This is a genomic window from Rossellomorea sp. DUT-2 (assembly GCF_052665285.1).
Genome location: NZ_JBQPEO010000005.1, coordinates 215092 through 234488, shown reverse-complemented (window position 1 = coordinate 234488; position 19397 = coordinate 215092). Strand labels below are relative to the sequence as shown.

Below are 19397 nucleotides of genomic sequence, written 5' to 3'. Positions count from 1 at the left end.
CTCAATCAATCCCCACCACTCCCCCGCCTCACTACACAATTCGACAAACTCCTCCACCCTCATCTCCCCCTCTTCCACCACTTCCCCCGCTCCATGTTCCTTTTCCCCCTCCTTTTGCGTTATAATAAAAGAATGCGATTTTATAGATTGGAGAGGTTGGTTGATGTCGATTCGTATTCAGGAGTTGAAGGATAAGTTACTTCCCATGAGTCAGTCGATACAGGGTGAATTGGACCCGAATCAGGATGAGAGCAAGAATGTCGTTTCGAAGGGTCTTCTTTTGTTCCGTCAAAATCTGGTTTCGAACGTTAAGGTCCGCGATGAGGAAGTGACGGCCGAGGTGCAGGATGTGACGCCTGTCACCCTTGAGCTGAATTTTTCGTTCCCCCTTTTAAGTAAGTGCTCGTGTCCTCAAGATAAATGGTGCCGGCATCAAATGGCGACCTTTTTTATGTTATATAACAAGGTTGGACGGGTGAGTGAGTGGATCCAGAATTGGCGGAGTCAGTCTCAGCCTTCAAGTCAGGAAACACAGTCTTTGGATGATTTATTGAAGAAACATAACAGCACTGGGGCTCTCCGAAAAGCCAGTGACCTGTTGAACGAACGGAAAACGCGGGGAAACACGCCTGAGGAATGGTGGCAGTTCTTTGACTCACTTCTGAAGCAGGAAGACTTGGAGTTACTTGAAAGACAGCCCTATTTGATGGATGTCCTCGTTCAAAATATAACGAAACGCTTTATGAAGGAAGCTCCATTCGAACGGGAATGGAAGCCTCTTTATCAGCTCTTTGCTACCTTCTATTTGTCGGTTCACATCGATCTTTATTTACAAAAGAGGAATGTAGAGCTGAGCCGCGAGCAGTACAGCATGTATGATTTTCTGTTAGGGGAAATGGAAGACGCGGTTGAAAAACTGTCGATTCATGCCATGCCATTCAGCTTCGATCCATACATTGCTTTTTTGAAAAAGCAGACGGTCGAGATGAGTGACTCAACAGAAAATAGTACGATGATGAAAGCCGAAGTGTACCGCTTCCTGTGGTATTACTTGTTCAAACAGAAGTCGTGGCGCCGTGAAGAGGTTGCGCGTTTAGAAGAAAGCAGCGCGGAGGACTCCACTTTTTACAACGTCGCCATTCTCCATCAATATTTACTCCTCGAAGATCTGAACAAGGCGGGTGAAGTGGTGGATGAACTGGGTACCGAGCTGGTCGCGTTCAGTGAATTCTGGCTACGTAAATTTTTCGTCGGGAAGCGTTACGAAGTCGGTTTCTTCCTGGTACGAAATATTTTGTCCAGGATGCCGGATCACCTCGAGACCCTTGACTATTATGAAGCGACCCGATTTGTGCGCTGGTTTGTGCGGATTCTGCCGATGGATTGGCTGATGGAAAAGGACAGCTCCCTTGTGAATGAACTTCTTCTATCCATGCTTCCGTACAGCTTCTTCTCGTACAATGAGTATCTTATCAGTGCGAAGGCTTACCGTGAATGGGTTGAGCTCCAAAAATATATGAGTTACAGCATTCAGGAGATGGAAGGCATGGGCCTCCGCGATGTGACGAAGGAAGCGCCTGAGCTTGCCCTTCCGATCTATTACGCCGGGGTGATGGATGCGATTGATCAGAAAAATCGTGACAGCTACAAGCTGGCGGTTCGCTATATGAAAAAGATCCGGACGATTTATAAAAAAACGAAGAAAACAGACAAATGGGATGTCTATCTCCCCTACATTTTAGATAAATACAAGCGATTACGCGCGTTCCAAGAAGAGTGCAGAAAGGGTAAGTTAATCGATGCTTAAACTGTCTTCCGTAAAAATCAACGTCAACACAACTGAATATGAAGACCGTTTCTTCATCACTGCGGAAAACGACAAAGGTGAAATTCTGCCTCCAAAAGAATGGAAGGGTCAGCTGTTTCTTTGGCATGAAGAAAGTTACTACGGGACACTCCTTGAGGATTCCAAAAACGGGATTAGAGTGACTCATTGGCAGCTCCTCACATTGCTTGCCGGCGAGCATTTCAGCAGCATGATCGATTGGGACTGGGATGAGACCGGGCAGGCGTGCATTGCGATAGCCCCTGTGATCTACGAATCGGTGGAAGCCGGTCGCTGGCTGCCCCGCTTCGAGGAATGGCAGGAAAAAGGGTTGCAGTTTCATATCCCCGATGAAGTATGGTCGAATTTCAACGATGAATTCTGGGAGGAAGAGCGTCCTGATGGAGGTCCGTCCCTCAAAAATCTCACCGAAAATTGGTTTCAAGGTGCGTTGAATGAGGCGATGGCTTCGGGTGGATCGAGTGCGATGAAGAGGATTCAGAAGCTGAAGGAAAGTACGCTTACGTCTGAAGAGCTGGATGCGTATTTTGATGAGAAGCGCTGGAGTGAGTGGATTGCCGGTGAGGATGAGGAACTTCCGTTTTCGATCGGTCTAAGGATTTCTGAGCCCCTTGATGAGGATGATTCCTGGGAACTGGAAACAATTTTAAGAGACCGCAAGAAAACGAATCGCGTCATTTCACTGGCTGAAGACACAGTCCCTCCATCCTGGAAAAAGCATCTCCCTGATGTATCAGAAGAACAAGAGCGCTGGATGAAAATGATGCCCATCCTCCGCGATGTGGATGGTTCCCTCCGCACGGCTCTTGGTGAGCACGATGCCTGGGATTTCCTATCCGTGTTAAGTGAGAAGCTCATCGACCTGGACATTGAAATCCTTCTGCCGTCATGGTGGGAAGCGATGAAGGATGCTCAGGTGTTGGTAAAAGCAAAGCTGAAAAACACGGACACAAGCTATCGTAAATCCTTCGTTGGCCTCAATGCCATGCTCGATTTCGACTGGCGATTATCGATGAATGGAGTCAATCTGTCAGAGGATGACTTTAATCAACTCGTCGATAATCAGCGACGGTTGGTGAAGATCCGTGGTCAGTGGATGAAGCTTGATCCCGCTATGATTAGAAGGATACAGCAGATGATGACGAAAGCGAAGCAGGAAGGGATTTCGATCCAGGACATGCTGGAGCAGGAGCTTGTTCCCCGGGATTCTGATGAATCAGATCTGGAGCCGGATGACGATGAGCTTGATCCTTATAAATATGCCAAGATCCAGCTGGAACTCAATCGATCGATGAAAAAGATGATTCATCAGCTGACAAATGTGTCCTCGATTCCTTTAACGGAAACACCTGACACGTTTATCGGAGAGCTCCGTCCTTATCAGCAGCTGGGAATGAGCTGGATGCTCTTTTTACGAAAATTCAGCTTTGGCGCTTGTCTGGCCGATGACATGGGACTCGGAAAAACAGTCCAGCTGATTACGTACCTGCAGCATGTAAAAGAAACAGAGAAACCGGAAACCCCTTCCCTGATCGTTGCCCCTACCTCCGTTCTCGGAAACTGGCAGCGTGAGTTGGAGAAATTCGCTCCTGATTTGAAGGTTCATCTTCATTATGGACCGACTAGGGCGAAAGGCGAACAATTTGCCGCGGAGATCAAAGGCGTCGATGTGGTTCTTACCTCTTACGGATTGTCACATATTGATTTTGATGAGTTATCAGAAGTGGTGTGGACTTCGATCTCTCTTGATGAGGCGCAAAACATCAAGAATTCCAATACAAAACAATCACGGGCAATACGTAAGCTGAGCGGAAGACATCATATTGCGCTTACCGGGACCCCGATGGAAAATCGATTATCCGAGCTTTGGTCGATCTTTGATTTCCTTAACCACGGATACCTCGGTGGATTCACCCAGTATCAGAAAAACTATATTGCTCCGATTGAAAAGGATGAATCTGAAGAAAAAGTCAAAGAGCTTCAGGCAAAAATCAAGCCTTTCTTATTGCGTCGAACGAAGAAAGATCCCGAAGTGGAATTGAATCTGCCTGAAAAACTGGAACAGAAGGAATATTGTCACCTGACCACTGAGCAGGCGGCATTATATGAGCAGCTGGTGAAAGATACTCTCGCAAAAATCGAAACATTGAGTGGATTTGAGCGCAAAGGATTAATCCTGCAAATGCTCAACCAGCTGAAGCAGCTTTGCAACCACCCTGCTCTCTATTTAAAAGAACCTGATCCAAAATCGATTCTCTCCCGCTCTGAAAAAATGCAGAAGCTGAAGGATATCGTGGAAACCGCTCTGGAGTCTGGTGAAGCTTGCCTGATCTTCACCCAATATATTTCAATGGGCGAAATGATCCAGGAAGTGATGAAAGATGAATTCAACGTCGCTGTCCCATTCCTTAACGGAAGCATGGCCAAAGGAAAACGGGATGAGCTCGTGGAGAAATTCCAAAATGGTGAGTTTCCAGTCTTCCTATTGTCATTGAAAGCAGGCGGAACCGGATTGAACCTGACCGCCGCCAACCACGTCGTCCACTACGATCGCTGGTGGAACCCGGCGGTAGAAAACCAGGCAACCGACCGTGCGTATCGGATTGGACAACAGCGATTCGTCCATGTTCATAAGCTTGTCTCTTCAGGTACCCTCGAGGAAAAAATCGATGCCATGCTGATGAAAAAGCAGGCATTGAACGATGAAATCATCCGAAGTGATCAATGGGTGACGGAATTATCGGATCAGGATTTGGAATCGTTGTTGGTGTTGGAATAATTGTATTTGACCTCTTTCCTTTTGTGGGAAAGAGGTTTTTTAGGTGTGGGGGGAAATTGGTTGTGCTGGCGTTTATATAATGACTTGAGGATATTTTTAAAGGGGTTTGACAAATTAGGGTTAGAATTGAAAGTTTCTTGGCGGATTTTACAAATATATTCGTAAAAACACTACAATTTTTGTCTGCAGTGTCCTTTTGTTGTGCCACTTTTCAAGTTTGTTGAGCCACATTCCCCAAAACTCGTGCCAAATTGTGAACTACCGGAATCATTAACATTCACCACGGGAGAAGATCTAATGCAGCATCGCTCTCTACCAATCAAAAAAACGCCGGCTCCCCAAAAGGAAACCGACTCAATATGGAGACAATAAGGGGAATTACTGCTTACTTTACTCACTGCTACACATGTATATTTCTAATGAGGGTTGTTTGAGGCATGTTGCGATGACCATTGAAATTTGAGACAGCTGCTTATAAGGTTGGTTGGATTGTTCGTATGGAAAGAATTCTGGGTGGGGTTTTTTACTTACGACGAGGTTTTTAAGACTGGACTCGGGTATTCGTATCCTTGCTCAAGGGCTGTCACCCGTTGAGATAAATAGAAATTTTCGACGTTTGCTCTTGCTACTTTTTTAATGAGGTCTTCTGTTAACTTTTCCATTCTGTCGATTCTTTGTTCAAGATCTTGCAGTGTGGCCACAACTCCATCTCCCTTAATAAAATATTAAAACGGTAATTCGATTGGCTCTTTCTTGCCCGGCTCGGGGGCTTCCGCGGTTTCCCGCCTGCTGTCCATAAATCGGACATTTTCCGCGACGACTTCGGTTACATACGTACGTTTTCCTTGATCATTATCATAATAGCGTGTTTGGATGCGACCGGTCACTCCAACGACAGATCCCTTTCGGCAATATTTCTCCATATTGTCTGCTGCCCGGTTCCATATGGTGCAGAGTACAAAATCTGTATCAACTTGGCCTTTTTGATTTTTGTAGTTACGATTCACAGCTATCGTAACGTTAAGTATCGATTTCCCTTCCAATGTTTTTCTAGCTTCAGGATCTTTGGTCAGCCTTCCAACGAGGGTCACTTGGTTGATCAATTGTATTCTTTCCTCCTTTCTCTTAAGCTGTTTTCATCTTACAATCTTCTGTCACATCTTGTAAAATCGTGAATTTCCGAAATTCGAGGCAAAAATGGCTTGAATTTCGGAAATTCGCCTAGGGAGATTTGGCGTATTTTACTCAAAATCGGTGTCGAAATTATAAAATTGCATCTTTCGTCCTTTTTTTCATTAAGGAATTTGTTAGGGAAACAATTCCTACTATGATATAATTTTATAAAACCTTTAAATGGGAGATGTTCGTTCATGAAAACCTTTAAAGTTATTTCACTGCAAGTAGTGGAGAACGATGAACTGCGTGACTTTGAGATAGTGGACGGTCTGATTATCAATAAAGAAGATGGACAGAGTACGTGGCTTGTCGAAACGTACTTGTCGAATGAATATATTGAGTTCTTTCAAGAGGCTCAGCAACATAAGGGTGATTTGGAAATCCAGGTCGTGATTTCCAATAAAGCCAATGATCCTGCTGCTTTCATGACTTCTATCCGTTGTATTAAAGAGATGGATGAGCATATCAGTATTATGTTTGAGGGGAAATTGAAGAAACAGAGGAATGAATATGCAGAATTACTCCTTGATGACTTAGTGCAAAAAGGATATTCGGGGGAAGAATTAATCCGGGAGTTCCGTGAGAAAATGGTATCGAAGCCAAGAATTCCGGCAACGGCAAAACCTAGCGTTTAATTATGCGAAATTATATAATACCCATAAGATTGATTATGATATAATTGTATTAATATTGGGGCTTCATATATGAAGTTTTTAGGTAGGTGTTCCCTGTGATTGGAGAAAGAGTAAAGAAATACAGACAAGAAAAACGCATGTCCATGACAGAGCTTGCTGATAAAGCCGGTGTGGCAAAGTCATATTTGAGTTCAATAGAGCGTAACCTTCAACAAAACCCTTCCATTCAATTTCTTGAAAAAGTTTCAGCTGCATTAGGGATTCCGATGGATGCTCTTTTACATGATCAACCAGATGACCAAAATATCGATCATGAGTGGCTTAAGATTGCAGAAGAAGCCATGGATTCCGGAATTACCAAGGAGCAGTTCAGGGAGTTCATTGAATTTAATAAGTGGAAATTAGGCAATAAATAAAGTCTTGCGAGGGAATCGCAAGACTTTATTTATATTAAATCACTTTGTATTCGGTTTTCAATTCCTGGGGCTGGTTTTGAAGAAATTCTCTAATTTCTGATTTAGAAATTCCGGCGTCTAAGGCTTGTTTAATTAGTTCCATCCATTCAAGATCAAGTTCACGATTTGTCAATATAAATACCCTCCCAAAATACATATATGTATTCCAGGCAATCCAGCCATCGTAGTTTTCAAATAACCACACCTTCTTCATCTGTTTTCTGTTGATTATATTCAAGATGATTATGAAGATATGCCTATTTTCCCACCTTAGATCTGTGACTTTGCGTCCTTATTTTTCAATAAGTTTGCCTTTATCTGACTCTTCCCTTCGAACTAATTCGATTATACTAATAAACTTTCCGAGCGTTTGTTGTTTTTTGTCTATTCTGTCAATTTATTTTACACTTTTTTCCTACAATTTGAACTATAATCTGACATACACAAAAAAATTACTATCTTCCGATGAACAAATCGTGTAAGCATATGAGGAGGTTTGTCGAAAAGCTACGTTTTCATGGTGTTTTTATATGTCTCTAGCTTCCTTCTAAGAGGAATGACTTTTTTATTAATGTTTTGGTAATTACTAGGATGATAGAATGTCTGGTTGGATAAGTCAAATCCGCAAGTGGGGCAGATCCATTTACCCGTTTCAGTGCTACTATAGGATGGTCTTGTACATCGCCTACATATCTTTTTGTACATGAGGTCACCTCTACTATCAGATTATGTTTCTTTTTTCTTTGATAAACGTCTATTTGCATATATGAGTGTCAATCCCGTTGTAGTTAATATAAAACCTACCGCTAATAGCAGGTAAAGGTTGGTTGCAGTGTTAGGTAGTTTTGGGCCTTGTGAGGCTATTGGTGAAGATTGGGTTTCATTTGTACCCGGGTTCACCGGGGTCGGCTTAACATTACTGTCTGGATGCTTTACCGGATCATTAGAATCCTCGGGAGGTGTAGTGGTTGTATTTGCGGCTGCTACAATCACGATTTCAAAATATGCTGATGTTTTCTGAAACTCATTCCCTAATGCATATGGCATTTCAACCTGGAAATATAGACTGTCAGTTGCGCTTTTTTTTAATTGCTTTGGTTTAAACCCATTGAAATTCTTTAATTTATCATCAAAGATTAAATTGGATTTGCTCCCTTCGTACACCTTCAACTCCAATTCGTTAAATAGTTTCCTGTCAGATTGTTTATTATTAACGCGAATGGTGTAGTTAAAATCTTTATCCCCGCCATTACTAACCCTCAATTCCCTCTCTGCCCAATCACCCGGCTTCATATTTGAAATGTTAAATAAGAACTTTTCGTTAGGTATTAATATGATATCTACTTCATTTGCATACGTTTTATGATTCATTATTCCAGAGATAAAAAATAGGATTAATAACATTACGACAATTCTATTACGATTCATCTTTTTCATCTCCTAGAACCAGCGAATTTGTTCTTTTTAAAGAACACCTTAACTCATTATAAGATCTCACTTATGAAATGAAAATCTTCAAAATCATTGAAATAACCGTCAAACCTAGTAGATATCGAAACTATCCTCTTTATTCCTTTAGAATTCACTTTATTTCGTACTTTATAATATAATGATTGTTCTATATAATGAATAAAATGAATTGTGAAGGAGTTATCGACATGGTAGGTGATAAGATTAAAGATCTTCGTGAACAAAAAGGGTTAACGATAAACGAGCTTGCTCATCATTCAAATGTGTCTAAATCATATATAAGTTCTATTGAAAGAGGTATTCAAAAGAATCCTTCCATTAAGATTCTTAAAAAAATCGCTCTTACTTTAGATACTTCTTTAGAAAATATTCTTTCGACAGATATGAGTAAGATCTATTTAGATGAGGAGTGGGTTGAACCACTGGAGAAAGCCATTCACCAGGGCTTAACGAAAGAGGAATTTCACGATTTTCTTTCTTTTTTTCAGTATAAAAGGAGGAAACATCATGAGTAGGAAGCTTTTTCTGATTTTTGGGATACTTATTTTATCTTGCGGGCTCTCTTTTGTCATATATTCACTCCTTCAGATGAAAAGTAACGATGAAGCGGAAAATGAAGCTCTGGAGAAAGCAAAAGCAAGTATTATGGAAAATTCTTCAGTACATAAGAGTTCAGAACCAATCACTTCCTCTAAAACTTCAATTAATTACCACTTTGAGAAAGGGGATGTCATTGGGGTTTTACATATTCCAAGACTGGAAAGGGATGTAGCAATCATTGAAGGAACCGATGGGGAGGAACTAAAGAAAGGGGTAGGGCATTATTCATCCACGTCACTACCGGAACAGAAGGATCAAATATTTTTGGCCGGGCACAGGGATACGGTTTTTAGAAATATTGGTGAACTCGAGCACGGAGATATACTTTCCATAGTTATGCCAACGGGAACTTTCTCCTATGAAATTTTCAAGACTTATATTGTAGATGAAAGTGACACGTCGGTTATTCGGGCAACCCGTCCCAAGGAAATTCTGACTCTTTCTACTTGCTATCCTTTCACCCTTATTGGTGATTCGTCCGAACGATATATTATTGAGGCTATAAGAATTCACTAAAAAGTTAACCTCTGGTGAAGATCAATCATTTTGTCTTTTAATATCTCCTTAAAGAAACCCATTAGGAATTACATCTTACATCATCTCTTTTTTTGTGGAAGTATGATTCAAAAATTAAAACAGAGACAACACTAAGCTGCCTCTGTACGTTGAAATGACTACTCGTCCTTATTATCCTGATCCTGCATATCCTTATCATCTTCTACAGCGTCTTCTTCAGGTGTGTTATTGTCCTTCGCTGCATCTTTGTCGCCTTGCTCGTTTTTGTCCTCTGACTCAGGGAGATTTTCTTCACCCATGTCCCCGTTATCTTCGTTCATGCCATCATCTTCCGGCATTTCTTCTTCTGTCGGTGCCTCGTCTTCCGGAGGTGGCTCCTGGTCTGCGTTACATCCTACAAGAAGCATGGCAGCAAGTGCTGATCCACCAAGAATGGAAAGTAATCTTTTGCTCATGATGTATTACTCCTTTCTAACGTGTATGTTAGTTAATGTAAGACCGTTACTTTGGTCTTTCGTTAGCATTCCCTGAAAATGAATTAATTTGCATTTTCAGAGAAATTTTTTGGGGAAATTAGATTTAGAGTAATGCGAAGAGTGGAAACTAAAAAAAATGGACCTGAAGTGAATGAATCACAACAAGCCCAGTTTGCACCTTTTTATTGTTTATCTCCTAAAGCGAACATCATTTCTAATTCGCAGGCAACCTCACCATCAACCGTCGCTACGCCTTTTCCTTTACCGATCGGCCCTTTAAAACGGATCATTTCGACTTCAAGTCTCAGTTGGTCTCCCGGCTTAACTTGACGCTTGAAACGGCATTTATCAATACCAGTGAAGAAAGCCAACCGCCCGCGGTTATCTTCCACCTTCAGCATGGCCACAGCGCCGACCTGAGCAAGTGCCTCTACAATCAACACCCCCGGCATTACAGGATACTCAGGGAAGTGCCCATTGAAAAACTCCTCATTCGCCGTCACATTCTTAATCCCAACCGCTTTCTTGCCATCTTCCACTTCAAGAATTCTATCCACCAACAAAAACGGATAACGATGGGGAATGATCTCTTTAATCTGATTAATATCAAGCATTCAAAATTCCTCCTACCAATATGTATGTACACCTTATTGTACAGAAATTGTGCGTGTAATAGCAACAGGAGAGGGACGGACCTCGAAAACAACTCACTTTTCTATGCAAAACCTTATATAGCAAGGTTTGTTGTCCAAAAGAGAACGAACTCGAGGTCCGTCCCTCTCTAAACCTCGTTAAAAAAGGATCACCCCTTTACTAAAAGAGCAATCCTGCGTTGGCTTTGGTTATTTTTGATGACGATGGTGATGATGGGCTTGCAGTGTTTCTGCTTTCGAAAAGAGGGACGGACCTCGAATACAAGCTCCACCCGCAACGAAACCCCGTTATAACAGGATTCATTGCCGAAAAGCTAAATATTTCGAGGTCCGTCCCTCAAAAAAATACACAAAAAGTTATTTCTTCATGACGATATCAATAACGTGCTGCCAGGTTTCTGCTTTGAAGACGTCGGCTGCTTTGCCGTCTCCGATGCCTGCGAAGCCAATGACGGCACCGAGAAGGAGACTTCCTGCAAGAAGGAGGATGAACAGAAGGATTCTGAGCCAGATTGGCAGCATGCGGACGCGCACCCAGCTCGCAGGCTTGGATTCGTCCTTTTGCTTGGCTTTCTTTTCTGTTTTTACTGATTCTCTTGTCGTTTTTTCTTCTTGTAGTAGCTCTTTTTCACTCATAGCATTTAACTCCTTTTAGCGTATCCCATTTACAAGGCCCATCATTTGATCTGCAAGGGAGATCGAGCGGGACTGAAATTGGTATGATCGTTGGACATTCAGCATGTCCGTCATTTCTTTGCTGATATCAACGTTCGATCCCTCTAACGAGTTCTGGACCATTGAAATATCAGAGCGTGCTCCTCCAACGACATTCGTTACGACTTCACCTTCCGTAACTCCGAGTTCGTCCAGATTCTCTGCAAAACCTAACAAATTTCCGCCAAACTGCTGCAGAAACTGCGACTTTTCAACCGTGACGATACCCAAGTTGAATCGCTCTTCTACGCCGCCTGCATCCGTAACTGTCAGGATTCCATTATCCCCTAACTGGAAAGAAGACGCATTTTCAGAAAAAGTAATATAGTTATCGTTCTCATCCAGGACCGGTAATCCGCTTCCGTTCACGAGCATCGCTTCCCCATTCCCGGTTGGACTGACAAAGAATGCTCCGTCTCTCGTATAGCGTACGGCACTTGAATTGTCATCCTGAGCAAGGACTTTAAAGAACTGCCCCCCACTGGTTAAAGCAAAATCCAGCGAGCGTCCCGTTGATTTCAAAGACCCCTGATTCAGGATCAGTTGAGATTGTGAAAGCTTTGCGCCACTGCCTTCCCTTACTCCAAAAGGGGTAAGTCTGCCTGCTTCAAACTCTTCCACACGCTGATTGTTCACTTGTTGCACAAGCAGCTCTGAGAATGTCGCTTCCCGGCGCTTGTATCCATTTGTATCTGCGTTCGACAGATTGTGACCGATCATGTCCATTTGTTTCTGCAATTGACCCAATGTGTTGGTTGCTGTAATCATCGTTCGATTCATGACTTGTCCCCCCTATTATAAGGTATTCATTGACGAAATTCATTTACAATCTTTAACTATCAGTTGACACGACCGATTTCGTTGGCTGCTTTTTCCATACTTCGATCATAGGCCTGGAGTACTTTCTGATTTGCTTCGAAGGATCTGTACGCTGATAACATATCCGTCATCGTACGGGATGCATCGACATTGGACCGTTCAAGGAAACCCTGCTTGGTGGTAAAAGAAACATTGGCTTCTTCATAGGCATCAGGAAGTGCCACATTTCCTTCTGTTGCAAATAGTCCGTCTCCCTGTTTCACAAGTCGGTTGGGGTCTTCTGAATATCCTACACCCAGAGTAGCCACAACATTTTCATCGACAAGTATCTGCCCTTTTTCCCCAACAGTGAACTGGTCACTGTCTAATTGAATACGCTCGCCATTTTCATCCAGAATATAAAAACCGCTGTTTGTCGTGAGAAATCCGTTTCCGTTCACAGTCAGGTTCCCATTTCGTGTATAGCGGGGATTTCCATCCGCACCTTCAACCGTCAGAAACACCGATCCATTGGCCGGCATCGACACGTCCAAGAGTGCAATGTCCAGGCTTCTTCCAGTCTCCTGAAGATCACCCTGTAAAAATGAAGGAATTGTTTCCTGCATATACACGCCCGTATTAAGTGCTCCCACTTTCTGATTGAAAGGAAGGGATAATTTGTTCTCTGTCGGAATCGACGTGGAATCCATTCGCTCCATGAGCATTTCCGGAAATGCCCGCATCGATGCCTGGTCCGCTTTATAACCCGGTGTATTCGCATTTGACATATTATTCGTTAACATTTCAGTCTTGCGCTGCTGCGAAAGCATTCCTGATGCTACTGTATAAAATCCGCGAAACATATTTTCACCTCATAACTTTACCGTTTTTATATCGGATGACTGGTCCACTATTTTTATAAAAGAAATTTATATAATGCTTCTTCTGGAAATTTTATCGATATTCTCAAGCATTAATCCTGTTCCAATCGCTACACAATCCATCGGGTTTTCAGCAATGAGAACCGGTACTTTCAGTTCTTCTGCAAGGAGGGTATCCATTCCGTGAAGAAGTGCTCCCCCTCCTGTTAAAATAACCCCGCGGTCAATGATATCCGCTGATAATTCCGGTGGAGTCTTTTCAAGGACATTTTTAGCAGCTTGTACGATCACGGCCACTGATTCACGAAGAGCCCCTTCGATTTCCGTTGATGTCACGGTAATCGTGCGTGGAAGACCGGACACCATGTCACGGCCACGGATGCTCATTTCTTTTCGATCCTCATCCAGGGTTTCCGAGAATACCGTCCCGATGTTCACCTTGATATCTTCTGCTGTACGCTCCCCGATCAGAAGCTTGTACTCTTTTTTAATATAATTCAGAATTTCATGATCAAACTTATCCCCGGCCATCTTGATGGACTGACTCGTTACAATGTCACCCATGGAAAGAACCGCAACATCCGTTGTTCCTCCACCGATGTCCACAACCATGTTTCCGGTTGGATTGAAAATATCCATCCCTGCCCCGATCGCAGCGACTTTAGGCTCTTCTTCTAAATAAATCTTCTTCCCACCGCTCTTTTCAGCCGCTTCTCTGATCGCCTTTTGCTCGACACTCGTAATGTTCGTTGGGCAGCAAATCAAGATTCTTGGTTTAGAAAGAAACCCTTTTACATTCAGTTTATTAATAAAATGCTTAAGCATTGCTTCTGTTACATCAAAGTCAGCGATGACCCCGTCTTTTAACGGACGAGTGGCCACAATGTTTCCAGGAGTACGCCCAACCATGCGACGGGCTTCCTCCCCTACCGCTAATACCTTACCTGTATTCTTGTCCAAAGCCACAACCGATGGCTCATTCAAGACAATCCCTTTTCCTTTAACATGAATTAAAACATTAGCCGTACCAAGATCAATCCCAATATCTTTCGCGAACATCTTGTGTTTCTCCCTTCTTCTTCTACAAATTCATCATCATATTTCATCTATGGTTTCATCTTAATGTCATTACGTAAAAACGTTAAGTCAAAACTTTCACCTAATTAATTATTTTACCATAAATATGTCGAAGGGAGCTATTATTTGTCAAAAAAATGTATTGATTTTGTTATTTATTTGGAAAAGTATAGGAGTATTGGTGCGGGTTGTTACAGGAGTGTTAAGGTTTGGTGAAGTTGGACGGGATGGGGTGGTTTTGTACCTGGTACAAGTGAGCGTTTTGTTTACCTGTTAAAATACCGTACTTATTAGACTGTTGAACTTTGGAAGATTATTGACAGGTGAATTCCAATCAATATTTAACTGTTAAAACAAGACGAAAATTCAACAGACAAAATCGTTTCGCTTCATTCTCCCATAAAACAAAAACACACCAAGCATGACCCATCTTTCTGGGGCTTGGCGCATTTTGGTTAGCTGTGGAGCTCTTCTTTTTTGTATTTCTGCTTCGTCGCTTCTCCACCTCGTAGATGCCGGATAGATTTATGATAATCAAGTATTGTTTTGACTTCATTTGCGAGTTCTGGATTAATTTCTGGCAGTCGTTCTGTTAGATCTTTATGGACAGTACTTTTGGACACGCCAAACTCCTTCGCAATTACACGAACAGTTTTTTTCGTCTCCACGATATACTTACCAATCTTGATTGTTCTCTCTTTGATGTAATCGTGCACACCACTCGACCTCCCTAAATTGGATGTGAGAAGTGTGAAATGAGACTCGCTTTCGCATCAATGAAATAGTATAGACCGCTTGCGTATAAAAACCCATGTGCAAGCGGCAGAAAGCCTTATTTAATTCACGGCAGCTTCCTGATGTTACAACATATAAACAAATATTCAGCTAATGATCAATGATATAACGACGATTCCTCACCTCAAACACTCTCTATTTTGATAGGTTTGTATCATTTTATTAGCTTGTGCCCACATATATGCACAAAAAGCACAATAAGGACAAGGTTTGAGGTGAATTTTCTGAAAAATCACTCTTAGGGACGGACCTTCACTTGGTTTTCGGAGGGAAATCGTCCACGTGAATGTATCCGATAGGTGTCCTTTCACTCACTGCCCCGGCTGATCCGAACCAATTCCCCCCAGGTCTCCACCTTCCGATCTCTTAACAGCTCCAATAATTCTACAAACAAATAAGCCGTCATAAGAGCATCGTTCAACGCCCGATGTCTCGGGTACAACCTGGTCCCAAACAACTGGGCATACCGCTCGAGATCTCTCATATCATATGAGGGCGAAAGGTATCCGATTAGATTAAGCGTGTCCAGGCTCGGTGGCATCTGTAGATGAAGTCCGGCCCGCTTCAGTTCACTCTTCATCACGAGTTCATCAAAGCTTACATAGTGCCCAACCAGACTATTCACTGTATTTCCTTCTAAAAAAGCGAAGAAATCATCGATGGCATCCCTTGCTTCCGGTGCTTGTTCGACATCTTTTGACTGAATTCCCGTCAGCTGGATTATTTCCTGAGAAATGAGTCGATGAGGATTGGAAAATGTCTGAAATGTGATGTTTTCCTTTACCTCATACCCTTTTACTTTAACCGCCCCGATTTCCAGCAGCCGATCCTCCGCTCCGACGCGAAAACCTGTCGTCTCTGTATCAAAGACAACAAACGTAAGGTCTTCAATGTTAGTGTTCAGAGGGACTGAATCATAGTGGAGCGGACATTGGATCTTTTTCTTTGAAAAAATGAAAATCTTCACATCCCTTCTACGTTAAGGAGTAATGAGATAACATCATTTGTTGAAATTCACGGATCGTTTTCACACTTCTGTATAGACTTTCTTTTTTAAGGGTGGATAGTGAGGAGAGGTGTACCGTATCTCCCTGATCTTTCCGCTTCAACTCTATATATAGCTTCATTGATTCCTGGAATACTTCGGATAATTCTTCTGCAAACCCCGACGAAATCGACCCTTTTTTTTTCAAATAATCCAGCTTCTCTCTAGTCGACCCCGAAGTATTACCATGAGCCGCGTTCAAGATCTGCAGTGCATGATGAAAAGGAAACAGAATGTCTTTCTTGATGGAAACCGTTTTTCGGTCCAAGCCTAATATCGATCGGATGGAGGAGTGAAGGACAGGCACCGGCTTGGCTTTTTCCACTTGAGCCAGCCGTACTAATAATATTTTTGAGCTGCGCAGCTGATCTTTTACCGCGTCTTCAAATGTTGAATGAAGTGCTTCATCCCCATATAAAAAACGATAGGAAAAGAAGTTTTGCACCTTCAATAAAGCTTCCTCAGACGAATGGACCGACCATTCTCTCAATCGTTCCTGCCAGGAACCCATACTCCCCATCCACGGTTTCTGATTCGCCATCATTCCTCCGTCACAAAGACGCAGCCCTGTCTTTTCTAATTCAACGACGACTCGTTCAGCAAAATCACAGAAATATTCCATAGTTTCTTTACTATGTTTTTCATAAACCAGGAAATGATCTTGATCGGTCAGCATAAACTGCTCTTTCCTTCCCGCTGAGCCCATGACATAAAATGCATACGAGCAAGGGCTTTCCCGTCCTTCCCCAAGCAATTCTTCCTCCACCTGCCTTAAGATTCGCTGATAAATACGATCGAATAGCCCTGACATGAAATCGAGTATGTGATACACCGGAGCTTGTGCTTCCCAAAGACTCGTAAGCATTGACGCTGCCATAGGTCTAACCTTTTCCAGGGGGAAATTCTTGTTCTCCAGCTTCCTAGCACTCATCAGGGACCCAATATGGTTCGCTTTCATTATATCGTGGAGGGTGATGATGCCGACGATAGGTCCGTCCCTCTCCTCACCCCCGACAACGGGCAGGTGTTTGATGGAGTGATCGATCATGGCGGCGAGAGCTTCGTACAGGTAGGCGTCACGGGTGATGACGGTTGGGTTGGGGGTCATGGCCTCTTTTACTGGTTTGGTGAGAGGGACGGACCTTGCGAGGCATCTGGAGACAAGGTCTCTTTCTGTCAGGATTCCTCCGATGCGATTGTTTTCCAGAATGATGACAGAGCTGACCCGGTTCCCCCCCATCGCTCGAGCTGCATCCTTCAAGGAATCTTCACTCCTGACAGTAACGACTGATTTCTTCATCACATCACTCACACGCTTCAGAATCGTCGTCCGCTCTTCAAGCCCGTGCGCCACCCCCACTTGCTGCGACAAGGAATAATAAACATCCTGAAGTCGTTTCGATGTTTCCTCCAATAAAAAGTTCTTCAAATAAGGTTCATTCCAATAGTTTTGCAAACTAGTATAAGGTACGAGGCAGAGCAGACAGTCCTCCTTCGCCTTGACCTCAACAGAGGAATATACACTCTCATCCATCGTTGTATTCAGTACAGAATACAGACTCGATAAGCCGACGATCCCGTACTTCGAAATGATCTCGAGAATCTCTTCTTTTTCCTTTGTCACAACGACTTCTGCTTCTCCCTTCACAACAAGATAGAGTCCGAGACGATGTTCAAAGCTTTTCAGGATAGTAGAGTGTTTTCCCACCTCAAGCCGCTTACACTCAGTAAAAAGGGAAAGAGCCGTACTACGCTCCATCCCCTTGAAAAAGGGATGAAGGAGTACAGCTTCTTGAAATGATCCGTCAGGCTTTGAAATCGACATCGTCGTTCACCCAAACTTCTCCGTCCTTGAAGGTCATTTGTTCCGGGTAACGGAGATCCATTACCTCTTCTTGAATCTTTTGAGAAGGTGCTTTCGTCATCAGTGACACGACGATATTGGCAATCGTTGCTGCCGCTGCCCCAAATACACCAGCTCCCGTATCAATGATGCCGAATAGGGTAACACCCGATCTTGCCAGGAAGATGTACGTGAGGGTTACCCCTAACCCTACAAGCATCCCTGCAATAACTCCTTGGGCATTAGATCGCCTCCACCATACCCCGAGTAAGAGTGCCGGGAAGAACGTTCCAGATGCCAGTGCGAAGGCCCAGGCGACGATCTGGGTGATAACCCCTGGAGGATTAAGAGCCACGATTCCGGCGAGCACCGTCGCGATGACGATCGACCAACGGGCAACGGCCAGACGATTTTTCTCTGTCGCGTTCGGCTTGAATACACGATAGTAAATATCATGAGCAAAGGAGGAAGATATCGCGATCATCAACCCACCCGCTGTCGATAACGCCGCTGCCATGGCACCAGCCGCTACAAGACCGATGACGAACACTCCTAAATTCGCAATCTCCGGTGTCGCCATGACCACGATATCATTGGAAATGATGATTTCCTTCCACTGCAGGATTCCATCTCCATTTGCATCTGCGACCTGTAATTTCCCCGTATCCACCCATGATTTCGTCCAGGAAGGCAAGTCACTGATTTGGCTTCCCGCTACCTTTGTCATTAAAATAAAGCGGGAGAATGCGGCATATGCAGGTGCGGATAAGTAGAGAAGTCCGATGAAAAGCAGTGCCCATGCCCCTGACCAGCGAGCCGCTTTCATCGTAGAAACCGTATAGAATCGAACGATGACGTGTGGAAGCCCCGCGGTCCCTGCCATCAACGTAAACATGAGAGCCATGAACTGCCACTTCGTTCCGTTTGTAAAAGGCGCGAAGTATTCCGAGACCCCAAGCTCACGATCGAGCTCCCCGATTTTCCCTACCAGTTCCCCATAGGAAATCCAGGGTGCAGGGTTTCCGGTAATTTGTAACGACATGAAAATAACAGGAATTAAATAAGCGATAATAAGAACAACATACTGAGCAACCTGCGTCCACGTGATCCCCTTCATTCCACCGAAAGCTGCGTAGAAGGCGATGAGCACCACTCCAATCATCGTACCGACTTTGGCATCGATTTCGAACAATCGACCGATTACGACCCCTGAACCCGATAGCTGCCCGATGCTATACGTGAAACTGATAATGATCGTACAGATCGCGGCAATGACGCGGGCAGTGTGGCTGTTATACCGGTCCCCGATGAATTCCGGTACCGTATAGCGCCCATACTTCCTAAGCTGTGGAGCAAGTAAGAAGGTTAACAGCAAATATCCCCCCGTCCACCCCATGATGTAAGCAAGTCCATCATACCCGAGGATCATGACGGTACCAGCCAGTCCAATGAATGATGCTGCGCTCATCCAGTCGGCCCCGATCGCCATCCCATTGAAGATCGGCGGCACGCCCCGGCCTGCTACATAGAAGTCCGATGTCGCTTTCGCTTTGTTATAAACAGCAATTCCGATATATAACGCAAACGTCAACAGAATAATCGACGTTGATACTAAAAACTGAGTATCCATTTATCGTT

Annotated in this window: 20 protein-coding genes and 1 riboswitch; of the genes, 6 read left to right on the top strand and 14 right to left on the bottom strand. The window is 43.6% G+C overall.

Translation table 11 applies throughout. The features are described 5' to 3' along the window. Nucleotides 1-163: 163 nt before the first annotated feature. Together ACOSV2_RS18995 and ACOSV2_RS18990 are read left to right on the top strand one after the other, a co-directional pair. Nucleotides 164-1807 carry an SWIM zinc finger family protein gene (locus ACOSV2_RS18995; protein ID WP_428976464.1) on the top strand — a complete coding sequence of 548 codons (1644 nt, stop codon included), beginning with the start codon at nucleotides 164-166 and terminating at the stop codon, nucleotides 1805-1807. After that, nucleotides 1800-4625, top strand: coding sequence for a DEAD/DEAH box helicase (locus ACOSV2_RS18990; protein WP_428976463.1), 2826 nt, complete (start codon nucleotides 1800-1802; stop codon nucleotides 4623-4625). Before ACOSV2_RS18995 ends, ACOSV2_RS18990 begins: the two co-directional genes overlap by 8 nt. 527 nt (nucleotides 4626-5152) lie before the next feature. Here the strand turns inward: ACOSV2_RS18990 and ACOSV2_RS18985 are convergent. Together ACOSV2_RS18985 and ACOSV2_RS18980 are read right to left on the bottom strand one after the other, a co-directional pair. Next, nucleotides 5153-5326: a hypothetical protein gene (locus ACOSV2_RS18985; protein WP_181778094.1), complete on the bottom strand. Its 174-nt coding sequence runs from the start codon at nucleotides 5324-5326 to the stop codon at nucleotides 5153-5155. A gap of 24 nt (nucleotides 5327-5350) precedes the next feature. Beyond that, nucleotides 5351-5728: a single-stranded DNA-binding protein gene (locus tag ACOSV2_RS18980; RefSeq protein WP_428976462.1), complete on the bottom strand. Its 378-nt coding sequence runs from the start codon at nucleotides 5726-5728 to the stop codon at nucleotides 5351-5353. Between the two features lie 267 nt (nucleotides 5729-5995). On the opposite strand from ACOSV2_RS18980, the gene ACOSV2_RS18975 reads away from it, so the two are divergent. Both ACOSV2_RS18975 and ACOSV2_RS18970 read left to right on the top strand, forming a co-directional pair. Continuing rightward, complete coding sequence (locus tag ACOSV2_RS18975; RefSeq protein ID WP_428976461.1) at nucleotides 5996-6436, top strand: YwpF-like family protein; 441 nt, start codon at nucleotides 5996-5998, stop codon at nucleotides 6434-6436. A gap of 95 nt (nucleotides 6437-6531) precedes the next feature. Then, entirely contained in the window at nucleotides 6532-6852 is a 321-nt protein-coding gene (locus tag ACOSV2_RS18970; protein WP_148971166.1) for a helix-turn-helix domain-containing protein, read from the top strand. Between the two features lie 34 nt (nucleotides 6853-6886). Here ACOSV2_RS18970 and ACOSV2_RS18965 read toward each other — a convergent pair whose 3' ends face one another. Both ACOSV2_RS18965 and ACOSV2_RS18960 read right to left on the bottom strand, forming a co-directional pair. Next, on the bottom strand, nucleotides 6887-7024 hold the full coding sequence (locus ACOSV2_RS18965; protein WP_428976460.1) for an anti-repressor SinI family protein: 138 nt from the start codon (nucleotides 7022-7024) through the stop codon (nucleotides 6887-6889). Between the two features lie 33 nt (nucleotides 7025-7057). Next, a riboswitch (cyclic di-GMP riboswitch) is annotated at nucleotides 7058-7214 on the bottom strand. A gap of 403 nt (nucleotides 7215-7617) precedes the next feature. After that, the gene (locus ACOSV2_RS18960) at nucleotides 7618-8319 is read right to left on the bottom strand and encodes a hypothetical protein (RefSeq protein WP_428976459.1); all 702 of its coding nucleotides are present in this window, start codon (nucleotides 8317-8319) and stop codon (nucleotides 7618-7620) included. Between the two features lie 230 nt (nucleotides 8320-8549). Between ACOSV2_RS18960 and ACOSV2_RS18955 the strand changes: the two genes are divergently transcribed. Then, nucleotides 8550-8876, top strand: a complete 327-nt coding sequence (locus ACOSV2_RS18955; RefSeq protein ID WP_428976458.1) for a helix-turn-helix domain-containing protein — start codon at nucleotides 8550-8552, stop codon at nucleotides 8874-8876. Further along, a complete protein-coding gene (locus ACOSV2_RS18950) occupies nucleotides 8869-9477 on the top strand; it encodes a class D sortase (RefSeq protein ID WP_428976457.1) in 609 nt (202 codons plus the stop codon). Before ACOSV2_RS18955 ends, ACOSV2_RS18950 begins: the two co-directional genes overlap by 8 nt. Before the next feature lie 158 nt (nucleotides 9478-9635). On the opposite strand, the gene ACOSV2_RS18945 is transcribed toward ACOSV2_RS18950, so the two are convergent. From ACOSV2_RS18945 to ACOSV2_RS18900, 10 genes are all read right to left on the bottom strand, one after another. Beyond that, nucleotides 9636-9932: a hypothetical protein gene (locus ACOSV2_RS18945; protein ID WP_428976456.1), complete on the bottom strand. Its 297-nt coding sequence runs from the start codon at nucleotides 9930-9932 to the stop codon at nucleotides 9636-9638. A gap of 203 nt (nucleotides 9933-10135) precedes the next feature. Continuing rightward, nucleotides 10136-10567, bottom strand: coding sequence for a 3-hydroxyacyl-ACP dehydratase FabZ (gene fabZ / locus ACOSV2_RS18940; protein WP_428976455.1), 432 nt, complete (start codon nucleotides 10565-10567; stop codon nucleotides 10136-10138). Between the two features lie 396 nt (nucleotides 10568-10963). Then, the gene (locus tag ACOSV2_RS18935) at nucleotides 10964-11242 is read right to left on the bottom strand and encodes a DNA-directed RNA polymerase subunit beta (protein WP_428976454.1); all 279 of its coding nucleotides are present in this window, start codon (nucleotides 11240-11242) and stop codon (nucleotides 10964-10966) included. A 15-nt stretch (nucleotides 11243-11257) separates the two neighbouring features. Next, entirely contained in the window at nucleotides 11258-12100 is an 843-nt protein-coding gene (locus ACOSV2_RS18930; RefSeq protein WP_428976453.1) for a flagellar hook-basal body protein, read from the bottom strand. A 59-nt stretch (nucleotides 12101-12159) separates the two neighbouring features. After that, on the bottom strand, nucleotides 12160-12981 hold the full coding sequence (locus tag ACOSV2_RS18925) for a flagellar hook-basal body protein (protein WP_428976452.1): 822 nt from the start codon (nucleotides 12979-12981) through the stop codon (nucleotides 12160-12162). Between the two features lie 66 nt (nucleotides 12982-13047). Further along, entirely contained in the window at nucleotides 13048-14058 is a 1011-nt protein-coding gene (locus ACOSV2_RS18920; protein WP_113969218.1) for a rod shape-determining protein, read from the bottom strand. Between the two features lie 473 nt (nucleotides 14059-14531). Next, nucleotides 14532-14792, bottom strand: coding sequence for a sporulation transcriptional regulator SpoIIID (spoIIID, locus tag ACOSV2_RS18915; protein WP_032086905.1), 261 nt, complete (start codon nucleotides 14790-14792; stop codon nucleotides 14532-14534). A 386-nt stretch (nucleotides 14793-15178) separates the two neighbouring features. Beyond that, nucleotides 15179-15838: a 3'-5' exonuclease gene (locus ACOSV2_RS18910; RefSeq protein WP_428976451.1), complete on the bottom strand. Its 660-nt coding sequence runs from the start codon at nucleotides 15836-15838 to the stop codon at nucleotides 15179-15181. A 7-nt stretch (nucleotides 15839-15845) separates the two neighbouring features. Continuing rightward, nucleotides 15846-17741 carry a DUF294 nucleotidyltransferase-like domain-containing protein gene (locus tag ACOSV2_RS18905; protein ID WP_428976450.1) on the bottom strand — a complete coding sequence of 632 codons (1896 nt, stop codon included), beginning with the start codon at nucleotides 17739-17741 and terminating at the stop codon, nucleotides 15846-15848. After that, complete coding sequence (locus ACOSV2_RS18900; RefSeq protein WP_428976449.1) at nucleotides 17722-19389, bottom strand: sodium:solute symporter family protein; 1668 nt, start codon at nucleotides 19387-19389, stop codon at nucleotides 17722-17724. Before ACOSV2_RS18900 ends, ACOSV2_RS18905 begins: the two co-directional genes overlap by 20 nt. Nucleotides 19390-19397: the final 8 nt, after the last annotated feature.

Bases quoted from the DNA above. Each gene is read 5' to 3' on its own strand.
- ACOSV2_RS18920 (WP_113969218.1), bottom strand. From the start codon at position 14,058: ATGTTCGCGAAAGATATTGGGATTGATCTTGGTACGGCTAATGTTTTA.
- ACOSV2_RS18955 (WP_428976458.1), top strand. From the start codon at position 8,550: ATGGTAGGTGATAAGATTAAAGATCTTCGTGAACAAAAAGGGTTAACG.
- ACOSV2_RS18900 (WP_428976449.1), bottom strand. From the start codon at position 19,389: ATGGATACTCAGTTTTTAGTATCAACGTCGATTATTCTGTTGACGTTT.
- ACOSV2_RS18960 (WP_428976459.1), bottom strand. From the start codon at position 8,319: ATGAATCGTAATAGAATTGTCGTAATGTTATTAATCCTATTTTTTATC.
- ACOSV2_RS18935 (WP_428976454.1), bottom strand. From the start codon at position 11,242: ATGAGTGAAAAAGAGCTACTACAAGAAGAAAAAACGACAAGAGAATCA.
- ACOSV2_RS18930 (WP_428976453.1), bottom strand. From the start codon at position 12,100: ATGAATCGAACGATGATTACAGCAACCAACACATTGGGTCAATTGCAG.
- ACOSV2_RS18995 (WP_428976464.1), top strand. From the start codon at position 164: ATGTCGATTCGTATTCAGGAGTTGAAGGATAAGTTACTTCCCATGAGT.
- ACOSV2_RS18975 (WP_428976461.1), top strand. From the start codon at position 5,996: ATGAAAACCTTTAAAGTTATTTCACTGCAAGTAGTGGAGAACGATGAA.
- ACOSV2_RS18905 (WP_428976450.1), bottom strand. From the start codon at position 17,741: ATGTCGATTTCAAAGCCTGACGGATCATTTCAAGAAGCTGTACTCCTT.
- ACOSV2_RS18990 (WP_428976463.1), top strand. From the start codon at position 1,800: ATGCTTAAACTGTCTTCCGTAAAAATCAACGTCAACACAACTGAATAT.
- ACOSV2_RS18925 (WP_428976452.1), bottom strand. From the start codon at position 12,981: ATGTTTCGCGGATTTTATACAGTAGCATCAGGAATGCTTTCGCAGCAG.
- ACOSV2_RS18945 (WP_428976456.1), bottom strand. From the start codon at position 9,932: ATGAGCAAAAGATTACTTTCCATTCTTGGTGGATCAGCACTTGCTGCC.
- ACOSV2_RS18950 (WP_428976457.1), top strand. From the start codon at position 8,869: ATGAGTAGGAAGCTTTTTCTGATTTTTGGGATACTTATTTTATCTTGC.
- fabZ (WP_428976455.1), bottom strand. From the start codon at position 10,567: ATGCTTGATATTAATCAGATTAAAGAGATCATTCCCCATCGTTATCCG.